At 50.8% G+C, this 22205-nt stretch carries 22 protein-coding genes; 17 read left to right on the top strand and 5 right to left on the bottom strand.

The genetic code is table 11. The features are described from left to right. Nucleotides 1-24: 24 nt before the first annotated feature. Nucleotides 25-435, top strand: coding sequence for a MerR family transcriptional regulator (locus tag AC5SV9_RS17475; protein WP_475148952.1), 411 nt, complete (start codon nt 25-27; stop codon nt 433-435). A gap of 73 nt (nt 436-508) precedes the next feature. Further along, nucleotides 509-1750 (top strand): NADH:flavin oxidoreductase/NADH oxidase family protein, encoded by a 1242-nt coding sequence (locus AC5SV9_RS17480; protein WP_475148955.1) that lies wholly within the window; start codon nt 509-511, stop codon nt 1748-1750. Here the strand turns inward: AC5SV9_RS17480 and AC5SV9_RS17485 are convergent. Continuing rightward, nucleotides 1745-3433 carry a response regulator gene (locus AC5SV9_RS17485; protein WP_475148957.1) on the bottom strand — a complete coding sequence of 563 codons (1689 nt, stop codon included), beginning with the start codon at nt 3431-3433 and terminating at the stop codon, nt 1745-1747. The genes AC5SV9_RS17480 and AC5SV9_RS17485 overlap by 6 nt on opposite strands. Nucleotides 3434-3577: 144 nt before the next feature. Here AC5SV9_RS17485 and AC5SV9_RS17490 point away from each other — a divergent pair, with 144 nt between their 5' ends. Next, nucleotides 3578-3886: a DUF6482 family protein gene (locus AC5SV9_RS17490; protein WP_134055894.1), complete on the top strand. Its 309-nt coding sequence runs from the start codon at nt 3578-3580 to the stop codon at nt 3884-3886. On the opposite strand, the gene AC5SV9_RS17495 is transcribed toward AC5SV9_RS17490, so the two are convergent. Both AC5SV9_RS17495 and wecA read right to left on the bottom strand, forming a co-directional pair. Further along, nucleotides 3879-5039 carry a polysaccharide pyruvyl transferase family protein gene (locus AC5SV9_RS17495; protein WP_475148959.1) on the bottom strand — a complete coding sequence of 387 codons (1161 nt, stop codon included), beginning with the start codon at nt 5037-5039 and terminating at the stop codon, nt 3879-3881. The two genes, AC5SV9_RS17490 and AC5SV9_RS17495, sit on opposite strands and share 8 nt — an antisense overlap. Nucleotides 5040-5092: 53 nt before the next feature. Next, on the bottom strand, nt 5093-6163 hold the full coding sequence (wecA, locus tag AC5SV9_RS17500) for a UDP-N-acetylglucosamine--undecaprenyl-phosphate N-acetylglucosaminephosphotransferase (protein ID WP_475148960.1): 1071 nt from the start codon (nt 6161-6163) through the stop codon (nt 5093-5095). Between the two features lie 171 nt (nt 6164-6334). Here wecA and AC5SV9_RS17505 point away from each other — a divergent pair, with 171 nt between their 5' ends. From AC5SV9_RS17505 to AC5SV9_RS17550, 10 genes are all read left to right on the top strand, one after another. Then, nucleotides 6335-7390 (top strand): glycosyltransferase family 4 protein, encoded by a 1056-nt coding sequence (locus tag AC5SV9_RS17505; protein ID WP_475148962.1) that lies wholly within the window; start codon nt 6335-6337, stop codon nt 7388-7390. Beyond that, complete coding sequence (locus AC5SV9_RS17510; protein ID WP_475148963.1) at nt 7387-8133, top strand: WecB/TagA/CpsF family glycosyltransferase; 747 nt, start codon at nt 7387-7389, stop codon at nt 8131-8133. The genes AC5SV9_RS17505 and AC5SV9_RS17510 overlap by 4 nt, the downstream gene beginning before the upstream one ends. An 18-nt stretch (nt 8134-8151) precedes the next feature. Then, nucleotides 8152-9051 carry a glycosyltransferase gene (locus AC5SV9_RS17515; protein WP_475148965.1) on the top strand — a complete coding sequence of 300 codons (900 nt, stop codon included), beginning with the start codon at nt 8152-8154 and terminating at the stop codon, nt 9049-9051. After that, nucleotides 9051-10331 (top strand): hypothetical protein, encoded by a 1281-nt coding sequence (locus tag AC5SV9_RS17520; protein WP_475148968.1) that lies wholly within the window; start codon nt 9051-9053, stop codon nt 10329-10331. The genes AC5SV9_RS17515 and AC5SV9_RS17520 overlap by 1 nt, the downstream gene beginning before the upstream one ends. Next, entirely contained in the window at nt 10328-11053 is a 726-nt protein-coding gene (locus AC5SV9_RS17525; RefSeq protein WP_475148969.1) for a hypothetical protein, read from the top strand. The genes AC5SV9_RS17520 and AC5SV9_RS17525 overlap by 4 nt, the downstream gene beginning before the upstream one ends. 15 nt (nt 11054-11068) lie before the next feature. Continuing rightward, a complete protein-coding gene (locus AC5SV9_RS17530) occupies nt 11069-12076 on the top strand; it encodes a Kelch repeat-containing protein (RefSeq protein WP_475148972.1) in 1008 nt (335 codons plus the stop codon). A gap of 21 nt (nt 12077-12097) precedes the next feature. Next, nucleotides 12098-12490 (top strand): YbaN family protein, encoded by a 393-nt coding sequence (locus tag AC5SV9_RS17535; protein ID WP_475148973.1) that lies wholly within the window; start codon nt 12098-12100, stop codon nt 12488-12490. A gap of 96 nt (nt 12491-12586) precedes the next feature. Continuing rightward, nucleotides 12587-14329, top strand: coding sequence for an ABC transporter transmembrane domain-containing protein (locus AC5SV9_RS17540; protein WP_475148976.1), 1743 nt, complete (start codon nt 12587-12589; stop codon nt 14327-14329). A gap of 102 nt (nt 14330-14431) precedes the next feature. Continuing rightward, nucleotides 14432-14896 carry a VOC family protein gene (locus tag AC5SV9_RS17545; protein WP_475148979.1) on the top strand — a complete coding sequence of 155 codons (465 nt, stop codon included), beginning with the start codon at nt 14432-14434 and terminating at the stop codon, nt 14894-14896. 36 nt (nt 14897-14932) lie between these two features. Then, nucleotides 14933-15871: a carboxylesterase family protein gene (locus AC5SV9_RS17550; protein WP_475148981.1), complete on the top strand. Its 939-nt coding sequence runs from the start codon at nt 14933-14935 to the stop codon at nt 15869-15871. Between the two features lie 15 nt (nt 15872-15886). On the opposite strand, the gene AC5SV9_RS17555 is transcribed toward AC5SV9_RS17550, so the two are convergent. After that, the gene (locus AC5SV9_RS17555; protein ID WP_475148984.1) at nt 15887-17158 is read right to left on the bottom strand and encodes a GGDEF domain-containing response regulator; all 1272 of its coding nucleotides are present in this window, start codon (nt 17156-17158) and stop codon (nt 15887-15889) included. Between the two features lie 161 nt (nt 17159-17319). Between AC5SV9_RS17555 and trhP the strand changes: the two genes are divergently transcribed. The 3 genes from trhP to AC5SV9_RS17570 all read left to right on the top strand — a co-directional run bounded on the left by trhP (nt 17320) and on the right by AC5SV9_RS17570 (nt 20463). Next, nucleotides 17320-18639: a prephenate-dependent tRNA uridine(34) hydroxylase TrhP gene (gene trhP / locus AC5SV9_RS17560; protein ID WP_475149454.1), complete on the top strand. Its 1320-nt coding sequence runs from the start codon at nt 17320-17322 to the stop codon at nt 18637-18639. A 2-nt stretch (nt 18640-18641) separates the two neighbouring features. Continuing rightward, entirely contained in the window at nt 18642-18833 is a 192-nt protein-coding gene (locus tag AC5SV9_RS17565; RefSeq protein WP_134055870.1) for a YfhL family 4Fe-4S dicluster ferredoxin, read from the top strand. 97 nt (nt 18834-18930) lie between these two features. Further along, nucleotides 18931-20463, top strand: coding sequence for a bifunctional GNAT family N-acetyltransferase/carbon-nitrogen hydrolase family protein (locus AC5SV9_RS17570; RefSeq protein WP_134055868.1), 1533 nt, complete (start codon nt 18931-18933; stop codon nt 20461-20463). A 5-nt stretch (nt 20464-20468) separates the two neighbouring features. On the opposite strand, the gene AC5SV9_RS17575 is transcribed toward AC5SV9_RS17570, so the two are convergent. Next, the gene (locus tag AC5SV9_RS17575) at nt 20469-21239 is read right to left on the bottom strand and encodes a dienelactone hydrolase family protein (RefSeq protein WP_475148987.1); all 771 of its coding nucleotides are present in this window, start codon (nt 21237-21239) and stop codon (nt 20469-20471) included. A 181-nt stretch (nt 21240-21420) separates the two neighbouring features. Here AC5SV9_RS17575 and moeB point away from each other — a divergent pair, with 181 nt between their 5' ends. Then, the gene (moeB, locus tag AC5SV9_RS17580) at nt 21421-22197 is read left to right on the top strand and encodes a molybdopterin-synthase adenylyltransferase MoeB (protein ID WP_475148989.1); all 777 of its coding nucleotides are present in this window, start codon (nt 21421-21423) and stop codon (nt 22195-22197) included. Nucleotides 22198-22205: the final 8 nt, after the last annotated feature.

The raw sequence follows: 22205 nt of genomic DNA on the forward strand, positions 1-22205 counted from the left end.
GCCGGGTTTGGAGGAGCGGACCAGATGAAAATAGGTGAACTGGCTAAACGCACCGGTTTGGCCGCGTCGAAGATCCGCTTTTATGAGGATATTGGCCTGCTAAAGCTGGTACAGCGCAAAGCGAATGGTTATCGCAGTTACCCGCCCGAGGCCGAGCTGGCGCTGAATTTAATCGTCAAAGGCCAGCAGGCCGGTTTTAGCCTGGACGAGTTACAAAAGCTGGTGCCTGCCAACTTAGATGATTGGCGCCATGATGCGCTGCTTAGCGCGTTAAAAGGCAAAATTGCCGATATTGACGCGCTGCAGCAGAAGCTGGCGCACAGCAAGCAGCAGTTACTGGGTGTACTGGCTGACATTGAAGCTAAACCCGGTGATATGGCCTGCGCCGATAATGCCCGCCGTGTTATTGCGCAAATGACTGCAGAGAAAAAATAGCCGCGAAAATCGCTTGACCTTAAAGTTTACTTTAACCTTAAAGTGGCTGCTGTAACCTAACAGGAGCCACGTTATGAGCCTATTTACCCCACTTACCTTACCCAACGGCAGTGTAATTGCCAACCGTATTGCTAAAGCGGCGATGGAAGAGAATCTGGCGTCGGGACAACATACACCTTCAGAGCCATTATTCCGGCTGTATCAGGCCTGGGCCGACGGCGGCGCCGGCTTGATCATTTCCGGCAATGTGATGGTAGACCGTACAGCGATGACGGGCCCGGGTGGGGTGGTGCTGGAAGATGATACTGAGCTTGACAGCTTTAAACGCTGGGCCGCCATTGGCCAGAGCGGCGGTGCGCAGTTCTGGTTGCAGATTAATCACCCCGGCCGGCAGATGCCGGCCAGCCTTGGCCAACCTACCTTTGCGCCGTCAGCGGTAGCGCTCGATCTTGGCAAGATGTCGCATTATTTTGTCCCGCCACAAGCCATGACTGAAGCACAAATTCAGCAGGTGATTAGCCGCTTTATCCGTACAGCTAAACTGGCGGAAAAAGCCGGTTTTAAAGGCGTGCAGGTGCATGCGGCGCATGGCTACCTGCTCAGCCAGTTTTTATCGCCGCTGACTAACCAGCGCAATGATAAGTGGGGTGGTAGCCTTGAAAATCGAGCCCGCTTATTGGTTGAAATTGTTCAAGGCATTAGGGCTCAGGTTAATCCGCGCTTTGCGGTAGCGGTAAAGCTTAACTCAGCCGATTTTCAGCGTGGCGGCTTTAGCAGTGATGATGCGCGAGCAGTGGTACTGATGTTGAATCAACTTAAGGTTGACCTGGTGGAATTATCCGGCGGCAGCTATGAAGCGCCTGCCATGCAGGGCGCTGCGCGCGATGGCCGCACCCTGGCACGTGAAGCTTATTTTCTCGAGTTTGCATCAGAGCTGGCGAAAGTGGCTAGCATGCCGGTCATGGTAACCGGTGGTATTAAACGTCTGAGTGTGGCGCAACAGGTACTGTTGAACGGTGTAGATATGGTGGGTATTGCCACCGCACTAGCTATAGCGCCCGATTTACCTAAACAGTGGCAACAGGGTAATGCTGTTGTGCCCGAGCTGGCAGTGATTAACTGGCGTAATAAGCCGCTGGCATCATTGGCGAATATGGCGCTGGTGAAGTATCAGCTTAGTAAACTGAGCCGGCAAAAGCGGCCCAAACCACAGGTATCGCCAATCTGGGCGCTTATAAAGCAGCAGCTTGCTGATAAGTGTCGCACACGGCGCTACCGTAGCTGGCTGGAAAAACACCGACAGCAGTTGCTATAACACTTCGCGCTCTTTTGGCCTGCGCCGCGGAATAACATCCGGGTGCAGCGCTTTAATCTGTGCCAGATAGCGTTTAAAGCGCAGCATCAGATCGTCATCCAATTCGCTTCTGGCCAGCAGTTTTACGGCGGCGCGTACATAGCGTTGGCTAAAATCTGTAACTTTGGCCCCTTTAATCAGGGTTTGCATTAAATTAATCGCAATGGTCGGGTTGGTGGGCATGTAATCAAAGGTTTCAGCAAAGCGGTCAAAGGCGGTATTAAAGTCTTCCCGCTGATAAGCCTGTGCGGCCTCAGTATTAATGACTTTCAGTTTGTTTTTTAACTCTTCATGCCGTAGCTGTTCCATTTCCAGCATAATGCGCTGGGTCTCGGTCAGGAAATCGTCGCGTTCCAGTATATGTTGCAGCTTATCGATATAAACCTGGCTGGCGTATAAATCACCCAGTTCAAAATAAGCTTTGGCGGCATCCATACAGCTGTCGATGGTAATAGTGTGCTGATAAGACAGCGGTATTTCACTGATAAGCTGTTTAGCGTCAGCCAACTCGCCCTTGGCAGCAAGAAAACGGCTGCGCAAAATAGTGATCTCGGCTGTTAATTTACTGGCATCAAAACGCTTGGCCAAATGGTCAACAATTTTGGCGGCGTTGTTAATTGTTACCGCGCGCTCCAGCACATTGCCGCAATACGCGGCATCTACCAGGCTGCGGGCCTGATTAAGATAGTTTTCAGCGGTATCGTTAACCGAATGGCGTGCGGCTGCCACGATCTTGCTGTTTATCCGCGCGGATGCCGGCTTGTCGCCGATAATCGATGCCAGATTGGCTAAGGTTTTTTGGCGGGTAATATTTTTTGGCGATAACAGCACAGCTTCATGCAAAGTATTGTGGGCAATTTCAAAGCGACGGTATTTCACATACAAGCGCGATAACCAATCCAGTGCTTCTACTTTGGTTTCATCAAACTGCGTCAAATCGGCTAACTGTAACTCGGTATCGTCCCAGCGCTGCTGATAAAAGCACGCTACCGCATGACCAAGCCTGGCCCAGGCACTGGTTTTATATTGCTGCAGTACCTGCTGATAAAAGGCTTCAGCCTCAGCATAATTGCGCAGCTTCAGCAACAGTTCCCCTTTGATACGCAGTGCAGCGGCAGCAAATTCGGGCTTTTGAATTACTGCGTTATCGCATTCTGTAATGGCATTTTGGTAATCCTGTGCGAACAGGCTGACATAGATTTTGCGCAGCGCAATTCGGCCTTTTACTGCGCGACTGATACGTTCTTCCAGCTGCTGGTAGGTAAAAGGTTTTAGCAGGTAATCATCGGGTTGCAGCTCTATCATACCGTGCACTATCTGGCGCTGGTTTTCGGCGCTGACCATAATAAAGCAGTTTAGTGGTGCCAGAAGTTGCTTGATTTTTAAGGTTTCAAACAGTTGGTAGCCGTCTTTGCCTTCACCCAGGTTGAAGTCGCTGAGAATAAAGTCGAACGGAATTTCATGGCATTTGGCGATGGCTTCGTTTGCATCGCGGGCCAGATGAATAGACTCAAAACCTATTTGCTGGGCCATGGCTTTTATAGACGTTCTCACCGGCGCGCAGTCGTCGATGATCAGAATTTGTTTACAACGATAAAAGCTGGCGTCCATACCTACCACAAAATAATCAGGCTGATGATGCATACTAGGTCAAGTCAGGTCGCGGAGTAAAGTGTCCTATGCAGCTAATGACAGGAGTGAAGCAATTTATGTTAATGCACTGTGGTGTCGATCCATCAGCTATATTTTAGCGTAGTTGTTTAAGCCAATTGTTTAGTGGAGACAGGTATGAACTTTCATCGCGTGAGCCATTTAAATCACCAGGGCGTGCGGATCAATGAGTTAGTGATCCATTCCTATGAAATGGGCGTCTATCTGGCAGAGGCAGACTATGACGGCCGCAAAGCATTTTTGCAGGATGAAACAGGCAAAGCACAACGTTTTCATAGTGTAGAGGAAGTCAGGCAGCTACTGGACCGCTGCACCATTTGTAAAGCTTATCTGGTGCATCAGTCCGCATATGACGAAATGTGTGGCTGCGCTGAAAAAGTGGACAATACGTTAAAAGTACCGCTGTTCGTCGCCAGTGTCAGTTAATACTTTGATATAGCCGTTGCCACATCGCATTGTTTTGCTGTTTGAGTGCGGCGGCTTTTTGCTTCACGTCGTTTGCCAGGGCGTCTTTGTTATCCAGCAGTTGTTGCAGGGCATGCAGCAGGTTTTGCTCACTCAGCTCGGCGACGCAGTAATCCCCCATACCAAAATCGCTCATCATGGCATGGTATTTATGGCTCCAGCTGGTAGCAATGCAAGGCACGCCCTGGCTAAGGGCGTTAACGGCGCCATGAAAGCGTGAACTTATCGCCAGCGTAGCCTTGCCGATAAAAGCTTTTACTGCCAGAGGGTCTTCAATCTGAACTATTGTGCACGGTGCTTTAGCGGCAATTTCGTCACACAGCTGCGCGTCTTCTTTACCTTCATGGTTTACCAGTACACATTGCATACCCTGTTCAGCCAGTTTATTGGCGGCAGCGGCGAAAGCAGCAATGTAGTCTGCGCGCATTTTTTCGGCGTCGGCATGGTTAAACTTAGACACCACTTTGTTATTCGGGATAAGCGCAGCATAAGCACCCTGGATGTCAGGTATTTCGTCGTTAGGCCGGGCCGTTAAACCGACGGTGAAATCAGGTGTCAGTACAACAGAGTCGGGCAGGTTTGGTACACAGCTTTGTAAATGCTGTAGCGATACCGGGTCGCGGACAAAAATCAACCGGGCGTTTTGAATGATATCGCGCATTGCGGCTTTGCTATCTTCGGTTTTAAACGGGCCAAACGCCTGCGGCATAAAAATGAAGGGTTTACCGGCTTTGGCAAAACGTACCACTTCTTTGGCAGTGTTTTGTAAAAAGCGCAGCGGCCACTGATCACCATAGGCAAAACCACTGGCTTCCAGTACTAAATCAACCTGACGCTCGCTTACCATGCCATAACGGTTAAATAAACGCTGCATGGCCGAGGGTAACTTGCCTATCAGCGGTGTCAGATCCAGGCCACCACGGCGAAATGACAGCTTTTGCCAGGCACCAAGACGGGCACGTTCGGGGTAGGGCAGGTTCGGGCCGGGGGATAGTACCAGCTCAGTGCGTTGTGGTAATTTTTTTAACCCTTCAAGGCTTGCCAGTAGCATCAGATAGGCGCCCTTGTTACGAAACTGCACACCTTTAATTTCAACAAAAAGCGCTTTACTCATGTCTGAATTCTCTCTTGTGGTTAACTATAAAGAAACTGTGTGCCCGGGCTTTGCTATTTAATGGCCCTGTGGCCGGACAGCCGCTTCTGGCGAAAGTGCGAAATAATACGCCAGATATGTTGTAGCAGATACAGGTAAGCCGCGAACATCAGCAAAAATAGCAGCAGCATGATGACATCCGGTACCAGCAGGTATTCGCCGATAATACCGATGCAGGCAAAAATACAGGCCAGCGCGGTGATTAACATTAATGATTCACGTGAGCTAAGGCCCAGCCGTAATGAAATATGATGTAAGTGCTCGCGGTCAGCCTGAAACGGTGACTGGCCTTTGCGAATGCGTCGAACCATAATGGCTATCATATCCATCAGCGGTATGGCGATAATCCACAGAGCGGTAACCGGCCGGAAACTGGCGGTTTCACTTTGTGTGCCGATGATCAGCAACCAGATAACGCTAAGACCAATTAACATGCTGCCGGCATCACCCATAAAAATACGCCGGCCGGGGACCAGGTTCAGGTTGCATGCCAGATACGGCAGCAGTGCAACGGCGATCACCAGCGCTAAGGTTGCGTACAGCTGCTGGCCCCACAAGGTCATAAATATAGCCAGCGTGATAAAGCTGACCAGGCTTAGCATGCCGGCCAGGCCATCAATGCCGTCGGTCATGTTAAAAGCATTAATCGCAGCAATAACGGCTATCAGAGTAATAGGTAAACCCAGCACGCCTAATTCCACTACACCAAAACCAAATAGGTTACCCAGGCTGGCAATATGCAAATCCAGGCTGTAAGTCATGGCCAGCCCAACCAATGTTTGTACTGCCAGACGCAGTTTGACACTTAAGTCCAGATAATCATCAAACACGCCCAGCACCACAATGACGCCGCTACAAGCCAGATAGTAAAAAGGCTGTATGCTGCTGTCAGCAAACAGTATTAATGCTGTCGCCAGCCCGCAATAGGTGGCAATACCGCCAATTAAGGGTACTGCACCCTGATGCTGTTTACGGCCACGGGGAATGTCTACCAAACCCATTCGGACTGACAAGGGGTACCACAAGCCGATGGCAATACAGGCGGTAAAAAAGGCTGCTAAATAAAGTGGCACATGTTCAGACATTACACATCCGGCTGTTAATCAGTGTTAGCATCTATTCAGCTAAGCGTCAGCTGAAATCGGTTATTTATATTGTTCAGAGTTTGTAGCGCAATACGCTATAAACTAAGTGTTTTTTAAATATGCAACAAGTATTGTACACAGTCTGGCAGACTGTCGGGGTGAAAATTCAGCGTGCAAGTTATTAACAGTAATATTCTGATTATCAGTAATATGGGCCCAAAGCCTTCATCGCCGTTTCAGGGCAAGTTTGTACATAATCAGGTATGGGCGCTGGCTGCTCTTCATCCTGCGTATCATTATATGCGTTGGCACAGTGACTCTTTGCTGAACAAAATATTGAAATATCCGGTTTTTATACTGGATTTTATCTGGCGCTATATTCTGAGCCGTCGCAGGTTTGATATTGTACACGTACATTTTTTTTATCCGACTATCTATCTGGCGATACTATATAAAACGCTGCGCAACCGCAGCGTTAAAATTGTTGTGACCTGTCATGGCAGTGATATCTATAAGTACCAGCCACCGGGTAAACTGTACCGCTGGTGTGCCGCTAAGGTTGACCAGTGGATTTTTGCCAGTAAAGCGCTGGCCAGGCACTTTTCCTTGCCGGTACAACAGGCCGAAGTACTGCCCGCGGGCATTAATGAGCTGTTTCGTCAGGCAGAGCCGGTGAGCTGGCAGGATAAAAGCATTGATGTGCTGTATGTTGGCAGTCTGGATCAGAATAAAGGTATGGATCGCCTGCTGGCGTTGCTGCCGGTATTAAAAGACAAGAAGGTTGTGATTGCCGGTTCAGGCCCCTGGTTGCAGCAGCTGCAGCAAGCTGCGCAGCAATTTCCTAATGTGCTGGTGGTTGGGCCCAAAGACAGCGTCGCTCTGAAACAATTGTACAGCCAGGCCCGGTGTTTTATCAGTTTGTCCCGCCATGAAGCTTTTGGTCTGGTAATGGCTGAAGCCATGGCGTGTTATACGCCGGTCATTGCCACTGGCACAGACGGCTCTGCTGAGCAGGTCATCAACGGTGTCAATGGCTTGCTGGTGTCGCAGCAGTCAGAGGAAGCTGAGGTGATACAGCAGTATCAACAGGCACTGGTGGCTTTTTTTGCGCAACCGGCAGAGCAGTATCAGCAAATGCAGTTAAACAGTCGTCATAGTGCAGAACAATACCTGCTGGGGCAGGTGGTTAATCGTCTACAGGATATCTATCAGAGAGTTGTGTCATGAATCAAGCCGTTGCAGCGTTACAGCAGCCCATTGCTGAAGTAAAAGTAGGACCGGTTCAGGTATCTGCCTTTGCCGATATGCAGCAGTTACTCGCCTTTATTATCCGGGAAGACGGCAGCACCTATGCGGGGTCTGCTATCGCGATTAATCCGGAAAAAGTGCTTACCGCCATGCGTAACAGCGAAATTGAAGCCGTGATAAGCGGCGCCGACATTCGTTATGCAGATGGCATAGGGGTTGTTAAGGTAATGCGCCGGCGGCTGAAGAAAAATGTCCAGCGTATCCCCGGTTGTGAGCTATGGCAGCAGTTAATGCTGCGCGCCGCTACCTACAAGGTGCCGGTATTTATAGTCGGTGCCAAACCGGAAGTGAACCAGCAAACGGCGGACAAGCTGAGGGCGCAGCAGGTGAATTTGGTCGGTGCGGTAGATGGGTATTTTAAAGATGAGGCGGCCCTTATTGCGCAGATTAAGCAAAGTGGCGCCCGTTTTGTCAGTATTGCAATGGGATCGCCGAAGCAGGAACTGCTGATCCAACGCATCAGGGCGCAGCACCCGGATTGCTTTTATATGGGCGTAGGCGGCACCTACGATGTATTTACCGGTAATGTCAAACGGGCACCTGAAATGTGGTGCAAACTGAATCTGGAATGGGCGTATCGTTTACTGTCTCAGCCCAGCCGTATTGGCCGCCAGCTGGGTTTGCTGCGTTATGTGTGGTGGTATTTCACCGGCAAAATTTAATGTCAGGGATGTAATGATATGGCTAAGCAAGAATTTCCGTTAATCAGTGTATATATGCCAACCTATAACCGGGTCAATATGGCAATCACGGCTATAGAGTCGGTACTCGCGCAGGACTACCCCAACATAGAGATGCTGGTGGTAGACGATGCGTCAACTGACGACACCTGGCAGGTGCTGACCAACCGATATATTGATGATGAGCGGCTGCGTTTTTTCCGCCAGAGTAAAGGCCAGGGCGCCTGCGCGGCCCGTAACCGGGCGATAACCGAGGCAAGAGGCGATTTTGTCACCGGTATTGATGATGACGATGAGTTTTTACCGCATCGCCTAAGCAGCTTATATAACGCCTATGACGACAAATACAGTTGCGTGTGCTCCGGCTATATCTGGGATTACGGCACGGTGCAAAAGCGCTTATTTGCCAAAGAGCAGGTGGTGACGTTGCCAGAACTACTGGATTTGCATACGTTATCGAACCAGGCACTGGTGCGGCGTGAGCGCATGCTGCAGCTGGAAGGCTTTGATGTGTCGCTGGCCGCATTTCAGGATTACGATATGTGGGTAAGGGTTGTGCTGGCGTTTGGACCGGCGCTGCGTATTGCTGAACCCAGTTATAAGGTGAATGTCGGACATGAGCTTGGCCGTATCACTAATTCGCCGAAACGTCTGGATGCGCATAAACAGTTTGTGGCAAAACACAGGGCGCTGATGAGCGAGCGTAACTTACACAATCAGATGTTTTACCGCCAGTGCATGGAGCATATCCCGCTTACGCTGTCGCAGTTAATCAGTAGCTGTCGCTATGGTTTAGTCAAGCTGAAGTGGCGCTATTACCTGAAACATAAGCTCGGGTCGTTAAGTCGCTGGCGCATTAAAATGTTCAGCAAAGGTTTACTTGGGTTATTCAGAAAATAATGACCCAACAGGCCATCTCTAACGGGTTGCAGCGTGGCTGTGATAAAGCGCTGCGCTGGCTTATTCCGCCTTTTTTACTGATCGATTGCATCAACGGCGCATTGTTGCAGCTTAGTGGCAGCAGCTTTGCATTGTCAGCCGTTTACAAGCTGGCATTGTTGCTGTTGATGATGCTGTCGTTATGGCATGAGCAGGCTAAAAAGACGGTGTTATTTGCCATGCTGTGGTTACTGCTGTTGGCAGGCCCAGCCCTGAACTGGCCTGCACTGGCCCCGGGCTGGATGATTGCCGATATGCAGCTGGCGCTTAAACTTATCAGCCCATTACTGGCATTTTACTACCTGCATTCGCTGTTTCAACGGGCACCGGTACGCGCCATGCAGCTGTGCCGCCTAACGTTATGGTTATCTGGCGCAGTATTACTGGTTAACACGGCAGCCGGGCTGGCGGGCTTTGGTTTTAGCGCTTATCAGCCGCTGGAGGGCGTGGCTCAGTCATTTCTGGGTATCAAAGGATATTTTTATTCCACAAACGAGCTATCCGCAGTACTACTGGTATTAACCTGTGCCTTGCTGGCACTGAGCTGGCCGGCGCACAAAATGCGTTATCTGCTGCTTAGCAGTTGTTCGCTACTGATGGCGTTATTGTTGCTGACCAAAACCGGGCTATTTGGCGTTTTGCTGCTGGTGGTATTAATACCGCTGCTGATGCAAAACAGCTCATTCTGGTATCAGCACCGGCGGTGGGTCGGTGGTGCAGCAACGTTAATGCTGCTGGCATTGCTGCTGGTTATCGTTAACGGTGAGACGCTACTGCGTATGCTTGGTATTTACGACAAGCTGCAGTTTGTTTATCAGCAGCGCGGTATTAGCGGCATTATGCTGTCGTCGCGTGATTATTATGCCGGCCGGATCTGGCAAGTCGCGGCCGAACACTACAGCCTCTGGCAGCAAATACTTGGCGTGGGTCAGGGCGGCGTGGCCTTGTATCTGAAAAAGTATTTTGCTGAGCTGGACTGGTTTGATTTGCTGGTACTGCATGGCATTGCCGGTGTGTTGGTTTGGCTGCTGACCTTTGCCATATTTTTACGCCACAACGTACGTTGTGGCACTCATGGCTATGGTCGTAGCCTGTTACTGCTGAATTTACTGCTGCTACTGGTGTCGTCGGTTGCCGGGCATATTCTGACCTCGGGCATGCTGTGGTTGCCGTGGGCATTATGTAATGCATTGTTGCTGCATCAGGCAAAGCCTGGTTACACCGAAACGGAGAACGCATGAAGGAATTTTTTGAACCGTTTTTTTACCCGCAAAATATTGTGTTGCTGGGGTTATTATTAGCCTGCATCTGTTACCGTAAAAAAGGCTTATGGGTTTTGCTGGTATTTTATTATCTGACCGGCAACAGTTTTGTCGCCAATCAGGCCAGGCATTGGTATAGCAGTACTCAGCTAACGTCGTATGATATTAAACCGGGTAGTCTGGTGGTGGTGTTGGGCTGCGGAGGCACTGAGGAAGACTTAACCGCCTGCGCCAGGGCAAGGCTGGAACAGGTTGCTGCGGCGTTACCCGATGGCAGCAGTGTCGTAATTACCAGCCGTTACTGTCAGCCTTATATTGATTATTTGCTGGCCAGAGCTGATAACCTGGCGGTGGATTGCATCTATGGTGGCGACAATACTTATCAGGAGTTTAATACTCTGGTCAGCAAAACATCGCTAAAGCCAGATTATGTGCTGACCTCTGACTTCCATGCCTGGCGGGTTCAGCAATTGCTGAATGATCACCATCTGGACAGTAAGATCCTGACCAGTTCCAGCCGGACGTTCCGTCATTTAAACTGCCATTTGCAATGTTTGCTGACGGTGAATCTGGCCAATTATGATCTGTACAGCAAGCTAATCTCAGAGTTTGCCAGTTATACCGTTTATACGCTGACGCGCAGCTGGACCGACTGGTATGATGCTCCGGCACAAACACAAAACAGCGTAAATATACAGTAAGCCCGGGGAACGCGAATGCGAAACGCTCTTTTAACACTATTGTTGCTGACGACACTGCCTGCCAGCGCAGCTAATACATTGAAGTGGCAAACACTGGCGCCTATGCCTGTGGCCGTGCAGGAGATCTACCCTGCGGTGCATCAGGGCAAAATATACGTTGCTGGCGGGTTAAGCGATAAGATCTCAGCAGAACAACAGCAGATGACGGCCGGGGTGCAGATTTACGACCCGGCAACAGATCAGTGGCAAGCCGGGCCTGCGCTGCCGCAACCGCGCCACCATGCCTATTTGGTTTCTGTTGACGGTAAACTGTTTGTGTTTGGTGGTTTTGTGCAGGCAAATGGCGGGCGCTGGAGTGCCAGTGCGGACATTCTGCTGCTGGATGAAAGCAAAGAAGTCTGGCGCAATGTTGCACAGTTACCAAAACCACTGACAGAAACCGTGGCTGTGGTACTGAATGGCAAAGTTCATTTCGTCAGTGGCCGCTCACCGTCTGGTGCTGAGAATGCACAGTGGCGCGATCAGGCCGATGTTAACTGGCACTGGGTATTTGACCCGTTAAGCCTGACGGTCAGCAAAGCAGCACCGGCTGCAACACCGTTAAACAGCGCAAGCGCGGTCGCACTACAGCAGCAGCTTTATATGATGGGCGGGCGCAAAGTCGGTGCAGCTAACCTGGCATTATTACAACGCTTTGATCCGGCGTTGTCGCAGTGGCAACAACTGGCCTCTATGCCGCAGGCAAGTGGTGGTTTAGCAGCGGCCGTGCTGGGTGAGTACATACTGGTATTTGGTGGTGAGTATTTTGACAATGACGGCGGGGTTTATGCGCCAGTCTGGCAATACGATGCTGCAGCAGACCGCTGGCAACAACAGGGCAGTATGCCGCTGCCAAGGCATGGTCTGGGTGCGGTGACACTTAACAACAAAGTGTATGTGCTGGGTGGTGCGACTAAAGCCGGCTTGAATGCAACGTCTGCGGTATTGGAAGTGGTAACCGTTGACGGAAATGACCAGCGTTAATCACAAGGCAGTAATAATCTGATGTGGCATCTGACACGAATACTGTTGTGGCGTGTACTGGCCGTTATTAGCCTGCTGCTGGGGCTGATTGGCATACCTTTACCCGGGTTGCCGACGGTGCCTTTTATGCTGTTGAGTGCCTGGGCTGCGGGTAAAGGCTGGCCGGCACTGGAACAACGCTTGCTGGCACACCCTAAATATGGCCCGGCACTGGTGCAGTGGCGCAGCCACGGCATAGTTTCCCGCAAAGCCAAGCTGCTGGCATCGGTGATGATGCTGGCAAGTGCTGGGGCGCTGCAGTTTTCCACCGCGCCTTTTTGGCTAAAACTACTGTTACCGCTGTTTTTATTTGCTGTCGCTGTCTGGCTGTGGTGCCGGCCGGAAGCAATCAAAACGTTACCGGCACAACATTAATGTTCACTCACGTTTTCCCTGACAAAGGATATTGCATGTCACCGTTTTGGCCCGTCTGGATGCTACCCCGCTATCAGTTAACTGCTGGGGGAAATTATGCAACCCGTTAACAAGGTGCTGCCCTGGATAGCCGGTTTTTTATTACCTTATCGCAGGCAGGTTACGCTGGCGATACTGTTTTTACTGTTAGGTTCGCTAAGCTGGCTGGCGCTGGGGCAAGGCGTACGCCTGCTGGTCGATGAGGGCTTCGCGGCGAACAACAGCAGCGAGCTCAACCGCATTACAGTTGGCATTTTGCTGTTATGTGCCTTTACTGCCGCAGCGGTGTTTTGTCGTTTCTACCTGATGACCTGGCTGGGCGAGCGGGTAAGTGCAGATATCCGCAATCAGGTGTATCAGCATATGTTAACGCTTTCGCCATCCTTTTACAGTCAGATGCGCACCGGTGAGGTGATTTCACGCTTTACTGCCGATACGACGTTACTACAAAGCGTGGTCGGTTCCAGCTTATCGATGGCACTGCGTTCAACCGTAACGGCGTGCGGTGGCCTTTTGATGATGGCGCTGACCAGTTTTAAAATGACGGCGTTAGTGCTGCTGGCGGTACCGCTGGTGCTGCTGCCGATTATCGTACTGGGCCGAAAAGTCAGGGTGTTATCGCGCGCCAGTCAGGACCGCTTAGCGGATGTTGGCGCCTATGTAGATGAAAGCCTGCATGAAATTCACACCGTGCAGGCCTATGGCCATGAAGCTTACGACAAACAGTTGTTTGCCGGGCGTATTGAACAGGTGATGCAGACGGCGAAGCAGCGGATTTTTTACCGATCATTGCTAATTGCCGCAGTGATGTTGCTTAGCATCAGCGCTATGGTGTTAATCAGCTGGGTTGGCGCACATGATGTGCTGGCCGGTAAAATCAGTGCCGGTGAGCTGACCGCTTTTATGTTTTATGCTGTGATGGTGGCCGGTAGTGCGGCGACGATAAGTGAAGTGATAGGCGATATTCAGCGTGCGGCCGGTGCAACCGAGCGCTTGATTGAGCTGGCGACAGCGCCGGTAGATATATACTCGCCGGAAATACCTGTAACTTTTGATGCGCCGGTACAAGGCAGGCTGGCCGTTCGCGGGCTCAGTTTTGCTTATCCGCTTGCGGCGGATAAAACCGTGTTACACGATCTTAATATTGAGCTGAAACCGGGCGAGCGTATTGCTTTAGTCGGGCCAAGCGGCGCCGGCAAAACCACGCTATTCCAACTGCTGCAGCGCTTTTATCAGCCGACCAGCGGCCAAATCCTGCTCGACGGTATTGATATCAGCAATGTCGGTTTGGCTGAGCTTCGTGCCCAGTTTGCGCTGGTGCCACAGGAGTCGGTGATCTTTGCTACCTCGGTATTAGAGAACGTGCGTTATGGCCGACCCGATGCGACAGAGCACGAGGTCATAGCCGCGTGTGTCGCGGCGCGGGCAGACAGTTTTATCCGTGAATTCACCGACGGCTATGCTACGCAACTGGGAGAGCGGGGCGTACGGCTTTCCGGTGGTCAGAAACAGCGCATTGCCATTGCCAGGGCTATTCTGGCGGACAGGCCGGTGCTGTTATTGGATGAAGCGACCAGCGCGCTCGATGCCATTAGTGAGCAGCAGGTGCAGCAGGCACTGGATAACCTGATGCAGGGCAAAACGACGCTGATTATTGCGCACCGCTTAGCCACGGTGATTAACGCAGATCGCATTTTGCTGCTGGAGCAGGGCCGGTTAATCGCCAGTGGTACCCATCAGCAGTTGCTGCAAACAAGCCCGCTGTATCAGCAGCTGGCGCAATTGCAGTTGCTGAGCTAACGGCACGCTTAATTAATTTTAGCGATGTACAGAAAAAGGGTAAGCTGTAAAACGCCAGCTATACTAAAACCGTTTTCAATGTTGGGTTAAAAGGAGATGGTTATGTCTAAGGTTCAGGCTGTTCCGGCAGGTTATGCTGCAGTGTTACCCTATCTGGTGATTAAAAATGCCGCTGAGGCGCTGGATTTTTATCAGAATGCGTTTGGCGCAGAATTGATTATGCGCATGGATATGCCATCAGGCGCGGTAATGCATGCCGAGATGCGCATAGGCACGGCGGTATTTATGCTCAGTGAACAGAACGATGACTGGGGCAGTAAAAGCCCGGATATGCTTGGTGACAGTCCGGTCACCCTGATGCTTTATGTGCCTGACGTAGATGCGTTTGTTGAACGGGCAACGGTAGCTGGCGCTAAGCTGGTGATGCCGGTTGCCGATCAGTTTTATGGCGATCGCAGCGGTTGCCTGGTTGACCCTTTTGGTCATCGCTGGATGATCTCAACCCATATTGAAGATGTCAGCGAAGAAGATATGGCAAAACGCGCCGCAGATTTGTTTGGTGGCTGATAGCGGTTGCCATTAAGTTGGATTTTCGGAGGGAAAATGAGGCTGTTTAGTTATCTTATACTTTGTCTGGTGCTGGTCAGCGGTTGCAGCACGGCGCATAAGCCGCCAGCAGAGGCAACTGCGCAGAGCGCACAGTTACTGCGCTTGGATTATGTCAGCAGTATCGACAACGCTGCCAGGCAGTATTTTGTCTATTTACCCTCCGGCTATCAGCAAAATACGAATAAGAAATGGCCAATGCTGCTGTTTTTACACGGCAATGGTGAGCGCGGTAACGGCCTTGATGAGCTGGATTACACGCTGATCCACGGCCCGCTATATGAGGCGTGGATCCAAAAGCGTGACCTGCCTTTTATTATTGTGGTGCCACAACTGCACATGTTTGGCATGGATAAAGTACCTTATATTGCTAACCGCAGCCGCGATGCTATTCCTGCACGGCTGACGGATGGCGTACCGGCAAGGCCGGCAATGTTTCCATCCGACAAACCGATAGTGCCGGCAGCCATTGCCGGCGATATGTCAGCGGTGCCGCCGTTATTACCCGATGGTTGGGAACGGGCGGAGCCTGATCTTTTGTCAATCATAGACACAGTTCAGCAGCGGTTTCATGTCGATGCACAGCGGCGCTATTTAACCGGGATCAGTTATGGTGGTTTTGGTAGCTGGTATCTGGCCAGTAAGCAGCCAGAGCTTTTTGCGGCGGTTGCGCCAATTGTAGGCTGGGGACATCCGGACTTAATGGCGCCTATCGCCCGTGCTAAAACACCTCTGTGGGTATTTGCCGCCGGGCGCGATCTTGCTATCAACAAAAACTATTTTTATCCGGGCATAGAACGGCTGCGCCAGCTTGGGCATGACAACGTGCGGTTCAGTATGCTGGAGCAAGCCGGACACGATGCCTGGAAACAGGTCTACGCCGGTTCGGACTTGTACCAATGGCTATTGCAGCAGCACAAAACTGCCGGTAAGTGATAAAATACCGGCAAATTAAAGTGCTATTGCCCGGTTACGGCCTTGCTGTTTCGCCAGATACAAGGCTTTGTCGGCCCGGGCGAAGACTTCATCGAAGTATTCTTCCTGCCCGGTTGCCAGCGTGGCGACACCAATGCTGGCGCTGGTAGCTATGCCTTCAGGTTGCAGCTGTTGCAGGCTTTGACACAGCTGCCCGGCCAACTGTGTGGCTCGCTGCAGATCATAGCCTGTTAGCAGTACTACAAACTCCTCTCCACCAAAACGTGCAACATACTGGTCTTCTGCGCCGCAAAGTGTCTGTAGCATGACGGCAATGCGCTTTAACACCTTATCACCAAACTGATGACCGTACTGATCGTTTATCTGTTTGAAATGATCGATGTCGATAACCAATACCGACAGTGCAGATTGCTGCCGGTTGGCATCGGCAAAGCGTCTTTTCGCCAGCTCGGTTAAAAAGTGACGGTTATACAAACCGGTAAGATGATCTTTGGTTGCCAGCTCTAACAAGCGCTGACGCTCGCGGGTTAGCTGCTCAATTAAGCGGGTAGACGAAATCAGGTTGTTAATGCGGGCAAACAGCTCTTCGTCCAGCACTGGCTTGGAGATGTAATCATTGGCGCCCGATTGTAGCGCCTGAATGCGCCGGTTAATGCTTTCCAGACTGGTGACCGCCAGAATAGGCGTTTGTGCAAAGCGGCTATCGGCGCGCAGATGGCGGATAAAATCGATGCCGGTTTCATTATCCTGCAGCACGATATCCGTCATGATAAGTTCGTATTTGTTATCGCTAAGCAGTTGCATAGCCTGCGCAATAGAAAATGCATGATCCATTTGTAAACCCAGCCGTTTTAACTTGGCATCGGTGGCTTTGGCTACTGTCAGGCTGTCTTCAAGGTATAAGGCTTTGCCGCTGATATTATAGCGAAATGGCCCCAGCGGGATCAGCGCGTGCAGGCTTTCTTCCAACCGTGGTAAATCATCTTTGCGGATAATATCTGTAGCACCGGCTGTGAGTGCTGAGGATAACAGTGTCGGCTCGGTTTCTGAGGTGACAATAAAAATAGGCACCTTGACATTTTGTTGGCGCACAAGCCGGCAAAACTCAATACCGGTAAGATCGGGCAGATACATCGCAACACAAATTATCTGAAAACGCTGCAGTTTCAGCTGCTTTAGCCCGGCAATAGCTGAGTCAACAAAGGTTAGCTTAAAATCGTAACTTTCAAGCATCCGTGACAGGATGCGCTGGTAGGTGGGGCTGGGTTCTACAATTAACGCGTCCATCGAATGTCCGTTTTTCAATCAGTTAACGGCCATTCTATAGCAAAAAAAATACAACACAAAGACAACAGCCGACACTGTTGTCTGCGGCAATATTGCGTCAGATCAAAACCACAGCCAGTGCAGAGGCTAGAATGAGCGCTTTTTCGCGTCAGGTAAATGCAATGAGAAAACCCGAGTTACTGTCGCCTGCGGGCAGCTTAAAAGCAATGCGTCTGGCGTTTGCCTACGGTGCTGATGCCGTGTATGCCGGGCAGCCGCGTTATAGCCTGAGGGTGCGCAATAACGAGTTTGACTTGGCTGCGCTCGAAACCGGCATAAATGAAGCCCACGCGCTGGGTAAAAAGCTCTATGTAGTGGTCAATATTGCGCCACACAACAGCAAGTTAACAAGTTTTGTGTCTGATATGGCGCCGGTGGTAGCGTTAAAACCGGATGCGCTGATAGTGTCAGATCCCGGTGTCATTTATCTGCTGCGGCAGCATTTTCCAAAGATGCCACTGCACTTATCGGTTCAGGCCAATACGGTAAACTGGGCTGCGGTGAAGTTCTGGCAATCGCTGGGTATAGAGCGGGTTATTTTATCGCGCGAATTATCGGTAGAGGAAATTGGCGAAATTCGCCATCAGGTACCGGACATGGAACTGGAAGTGTTTGTGCACGGCGCGTTGTGTATGGCGTATTCAGGGCGCTGCCTGTTATCGGGCTATATTAATAAGCGCGACCCTAACCAGGGCGCCTGCACCAACAGCTGCCGCTGGCCGTATCAGGTGCATGCGGCGCGCGAGGATGAAGTAGGGCAGTTTACACCTGTCAGCACACCGGCACTGCTTGAAGAGCCGGGCCGCCCGGGTGAGTTGATGGCGATAGATGAAGATCTGCACGGTACCTATATTCTTAATTCAAAAGACTTGCGTGCCATTGAACATGTGCCGGCATTGACAGCAATGGGCGTGCACTCGCTGAAAATAGAAGGCCGTACTAAATCTCCTTATTATGTAGCGCGCACCGCTCAGGTATACCGGCGCGCGATAGACGATGCCGCAGAGGGCAGAGCATTTAACCCGCAATTACTCAGTGAACTGGACGGCATGGCAAACCGTGGCTTTACCGAAGGTTTTTTACGCAGGCATAAACCGCAGGACTTACAAAACTATGACACCAGCCACAGCGTGGGAGAGCAGTTGCTGGTAGGCGAGTTTATTGCTGAACAAGACGCCGATGGTTTTGCCCTGCTGGACGTGAAAAACCAGTTTGCCGTCGGCGATGAGCTTATTTTGATGACGCCGCAAGGCAATCATGCTTTTGTGTTACAGGCGCTACATGACAAACAGGGCCAGGCGTTATTGCTGGCTCCGGGCGCTTGCTATCAGCTTAAGGTTAAGTTGCCGAACCGTTATGATGTGCGTTTTGCCATGCTGTTAAAGCAGCTGCCACATAGCGTTAAGATAGCGTCACAGCCTTTAGCTGTGCAGGTAAGTTAGCCATGCCTGCACTGATTGAAGCCAGTTGTATTAACTGTGACATGTGCGTACCGGAGTGCCCGAATGATGCTATCAGCCGCGGTATAACACACTATGAAGTAAACCCGGCGCTCTGTACCGAATGTATCGGTTTTTACGACAATCCGACCTGTATCGCCGTATGTCCTATAGATTGTATTGAGTTAATATCATGATAAATTTGGGATTTTTTTAAGCCCAGTCATGTTCAATTCAGCCGGTAGCCTTATCCTGTGTTACGCTTAATACAGTGTAACTATTGCCGGAGAGCCCATGGAAGCCAATCATGTAGAAGTACGCCATCTTACCCGCCAGGATATGACCGAACTGCGAAAAGCCTCTGAACAGGTGTATCAGGATGCCCCTTTACTGAGCTGGACAGAAGCGGTTGTTGATACCTTGTTGACGAAATTTCCTGATGGTCAGCTGTGTGTCTGTGTTGATGGCAAGGTGGTGGGTTGTGCGTTTTCGCTGATTATTGATTACCGTAAGTTCAGTGACGAGCATACCTATGATCAGATTGTCACCGGCTTTAGTTTTGAAAACCATGACCATAACGGCGATGTGTTATACGGCATCGAGGTGTTTATTCACCCGGATTACCGGGGCTTGCGCCTGGCCAGGCGGTTGTATGATGCCCGCAAAGAGCTGTGTGAAAACCTGAATTTACGCGCCATTATGGCCGGTGGCCGTATGCCTAATTACAACCAGTATGCCGATAAGCTCAGTGCAAAACAGTACATTGAAAAAGTAAAAGGCAAGGAGATCCATGATCCGGTGCTGAGTTTTCAGCTGGCAAATGGGTTTCATGTCCGGCGCTTACTTAAAGGTTATTTGCGCGGTGATACGCAGTCGCAGGAATACGCGACCTTGCTGGAATGGGCCAACATTTATTACACCAAATCAGTGAAATTGATCAATGCCCCCAAAGCGGAAGTGCGCCTTGGGCTGGTGCAGTGGCAAATGCGCAATATGGCCAACATTGAACAGTTATTTGAACAGATGGAGTTTTTTGTTGATGCGGTATCGGATTACAAAAGCGACTTTATTCTGTTTCCGGAGCTGTTTGCTGCGCCGCTGATGGAACATTACAACCACTTAAGCGTAACGGAAAGCATCCGCCAGCTGGCAAAGTATACGGAAACCATTCGCGATAAATTTATCGAGTTTGCGATTGCTTACAACATTAACATTATTACCGGCAGCATGCCGTATCTGGTAAAAGGCAAGTTGTACAACAGCGGCTTTTTATGCCGGCGTGATGGCACCTGGGAGCAGTACGATAAGGTGCATGTTACACCGGCAGAAAGACGCAATTGGGCCATGAGTGGTGGTAACCGGGTTGAAGTGTTTGATACCGACTGCGGTAAAATCGGCATTATGATTTGTTACGATGTTGAGTTTCCTGAGTACGCCCGGTTATTGTCCGAGCAGGGCATGAATATCCTCTTTGTGCCGTTTTTAACTGATACCCAAAATGGTTATACCCGGGTGCGTCACTGTGCGATGGCCCGCGCGATTGAAAACGAATGTTATGTCGCTATTGCCGGTGCGGTGGGCAACCTGGCCCGGGTGAATAACATGGATATTCAGTACGCGCAGTCAGCACTATTCACCCCGTCAGACTTTGCGTTTCCCACCACCGGCATTAAAGCGGAGGCGACACCTAACTCAGAGATGCTGCTTATTGTTGATGTTGATCTGGACTTACTAAAAGAGCTACACAGTCACGGCAGCGTAAATACTATGAAAGATCGCCGCCATGATGTGTATCAGTTATCGCTGGTAAAACCGAATGTGAAATAACGCCGCTATTGCTGCAGCATGGCTAGAAAAGCGTTCCAGCTATGCTCGTCGGCCTGGCGGTTGTACTCAAACGGCATGCCAAATTTTTTGCCGTTTTCAGTCGCGTGTTTGTCGGTAAAACTGTGTTTGGCGTCGGGGTAGTTCAGCACATCAAAGCGGGCGCCGGCATTAGCCATCTCCAGCGTAAAGTCACTGACTTGCTGTGCTGGTACAAAAGGGTCTGAACCGCCGGTGGCCACCAGAATGTGTGCTTTAACCTGGCCTTTCTTCGCTGGCATCTGCGTGCTTAGCATGCCATGAAAACTGGCAACACCGGCCAGATCTGCACCTTTACGTGCTTGATTTAACACCACAGCGCCGCCGAAACAGTAGCCAATAGCGTACAGCCTGGCAGGATCAACAGAGGGCAACTTCGCCAGCGCTGTTTTGGCAGCGTCAAAACGTGCCTGCATCTTTTCTGAATCTTCCAGCGCCTGTTGCATAAAAGCTTTGGCGTTATCCGGATGCTCTGCAACCTTGCCATGGCCATACATATCAACGGCGACTGCACTGTAGCCAAGCTCAGCCAGCAATCTGGCGCGGCTGCGGGCATAATCGTTAAAGCCCCACCATTCATGTACCACGATAATGCCGGGTTTTGTAGTCTGGTTGTCAGTATTGCTGTATATCACCATTTGCCCCAGCCCTTCAGGCATACTTAGTGTTTGTTCCGTTACGGCGCAGTAGCCGGTAAAGCTGATAAACAGCAGTAAACTTGCGGCAAGATAGTTTTTCATAGCATGTCTCCACAGATTGGCTGTTGTCAGGATATAGTGTGCAGCTAAAGCTAATAAGCGGCACAGCGTTAGCTGAGTATCAGCATAGTGGTAAAATACGCTAACTGCCTCATTCGCAAGAGGGATATTAGCCGCTTGATATTCTGCGCTGGCAACTGATTTGATAAGAGAAGAGCAACCAATGATTAAACCTGTTACCGCGGCGCAGGCTATGCGCTATAGCCGCCAGCTGATGCTGCCGCAACTTGATTTTCGCGGCCAGGAGGCATTGCTTGGTAGCAAAGTACTGTTAATTGGCATGGGCGGTTTAGGTTGCGCCGCAGCCCCTTATCTGGTGGCCAGTGGCGTGGGCAGTATTACGCTGGCAGATGATGACAGTATCGACAGCAGCAACTTGCAGCGGCAAATTCTGTATCGGGAGCATGACGTTGGCCTTAGCAAAGTGGAACAAGCGGCAGCGAGCTTGCGTCAGCTAAATAGCGAGATTTCGGTTAGTGCTCTGTCCCGGCGGTTGAGCGACAGCGATTTAGCAGCACTGGTGCCTGAGTTTTCCCTGGTACTCGATTGCACCGATAACTTAACCAGCCGTAACGCAATTAATGCTGCCTGCGTTCAAGCACGTGTGCCGCTGGTGTCAGCTGCAGCAATACGCTTTGAAGGCCAGGTAGCCAGTTTCAGTATGCAGGGTGATGACGGCTGTTATCACTGTTTAAGCCAGCTGTTTGGCGAACAACAATTAACGTGCATGGAAGCCGGTATTTTAAGCCCGGTAGTCGGTGTTGTTGGTACTATGCAAGCGCTTGAAGCGGTAAAAATTCTGGCCGGTGTTGGCACACCTATGTACGGCAAGTTGCAACTGTTTGATGCGCTAACCAGCCAGTGGCGACAGTTTACACTTAGCAAAGATCCGTTATGTAGCGTGTGTGCAACGCCGGTTACAGCAACGGCAACAGAGTAAGCAGAGGA

This window comes from Rheinheimera sp. ATLC3, assembly GCF_059429535.1.

Excerpts from the sequence above, each read along its gene's own strand:
- AC5SV9_RS17475 (WP_475148952.1), top strand. The coding sequence starts at position 25 with ATGAAAATAGGTGAACTGGCTAAACGCACCGGTTTGGCCGCGTCGAAG.
- AC5SV9_RS17480 (WP_475148955.1), top strand. The coding sequence starts at position 509 with ATGAGCCTATTTACCCCACTTACCTTACCCAACGGCAGTGTAATTGCC.
- AC5SV9_RS17485 (WP_475148957.1), bottom strand. The coding sequence starts at position 3,433 with ATGCATCATCAGCCTGATTATTTTGTGGTAGGTATGGACGCCAGCTTT.
- AC5SV9_RS17490 (WP_134055894.1), top strand. The coding sequence starts at position 3,578 with ATGAACTTTCATCGCGTGAGCCATTTAAATCACCAGGGCGTGCGGATC.
- AC5SV9_RS17495 (WP_475148959.1), bottom strand. The coding sequence starts at position 5,039 with ATGAGTAAAGCGCTTTTTGTTGAAATTAAAGGTGTGCAGTTTCGTAAC.
- wecA (WP_475148960.1), bottom strand. The coding sequence starts at position 6,163 with ATGTCTGAACATGTGCCACTTTATTTAGCAGCCTTTTTTACCGCCTGT.
- AC5SV9_RS17510 (WP_475148963.1), top strand. The coding sequence starts at position 7,387 with ATGAATCAAGCCGTTGCAGCGTTACAGCAGCCCATTGCTGAAGTAAAA.
- AC5SV9_RS17515 (WP_475148965.1), top strand. The coding sequence starts at position 8,152 with ATGGCTAAGCAAGAATTTCCGTTAATCAGTGTATATATGCCAACCTAT.
- AC5SV9_RS17520 (WP_475148968.1), top strand. The coding sequence starts at position 9,051 with ATGACCCAACAGGCCATCTCTAACGGGTTGCAGCGTGGCTGTGATAAA.
- AC5SV9_RS17525 (WP_475148969.1), top strand. The coding sequence starts at position 10,328 with ATGAAGGAATTTTTTGAACCGTTTTTTTACCCGCAAAATATTGTGTTG.
- AC5SV9_RS17530 (WP_475148972.1), top strand. The coding sequence starts at position 11,069 with ATGCGAAACGCTCTTTTAACACTATTGTTGCTGACGACACTGCCTGCC.
- AC5SV9_RS17535 (WP_475148973.1), top strand. The coding sequence starts at position 12,098 with ATGTGGCATCTGACACGAATACTGTTGTGGCGTGTACTGGCCGTTATT.
- AC5SV9_RS17540 (WP_475148976.1), top strand. The coding sequence starts at position 12,587 with ATGCAACCCGTTAACAAGGTGCTGCCCTGGATAGCCGGTTTTTTATTA.
- AC5SV9_RS17545 (WP_475148979.1), top strand. The coding sequence starts at position 14,432 with ATGTCTAAGGTTCAGGCTGTTCCGGCAGGTTATGCTGCAGTGTTACCC.
- AC5SV9_RS17550 (WP_475148981.1), top strand. The coding sequence starts at position 14,933 with ATGAGGCTGTTTAGTTATCTTATACTTTGTCTGGTGCTGGTCAGCGGT.
- AC5SV9_RS17555 (WP_475148984.1), bottom strand. The coding sequence starts at position 17,158 with ATGGACGCGTTAATTGTAGAACCCAGCCCCACCTACCAGCGCATCCTG.
- trhP (WP_475149454.1), top strand. The coding sequence starts at position 17,320 with ATGAGAAAACCCGAGTTACTGTCGCCTGCGGGCAGCTTAAAAGCAATG.
- AC5SV9_RS17565 (WP_134055870.1), top strand. The coding sequence starts at position 18,642 with ATGCCTGCACTGATTGAAGCCAGTTGTATTAACTGTGACATGTGCGTA.
- AC5SV9_RS17570 (WP_134055868.1), top strand. The coding sequence starts at position 18,931 with ATGGAAGCCAATCATGTAGAAGTACGCCATCTTACCCGCCAGGATATG.
- AC5SV9_RS17575 (WP_475148987.1), bottom strand. The coding sequence starts at position 21,239 with ATGAAAAACTATCTTGCCGCAAGTTTACTGCTGTTTATCAGCTTTACC.
- moeB (WP_475148989.1), top strand. The coding sequence starts at position 21,421 with ATGATTAAACCTGTTACCGCGGCGCAGGCTATGCGCTATAGCCGCCAG.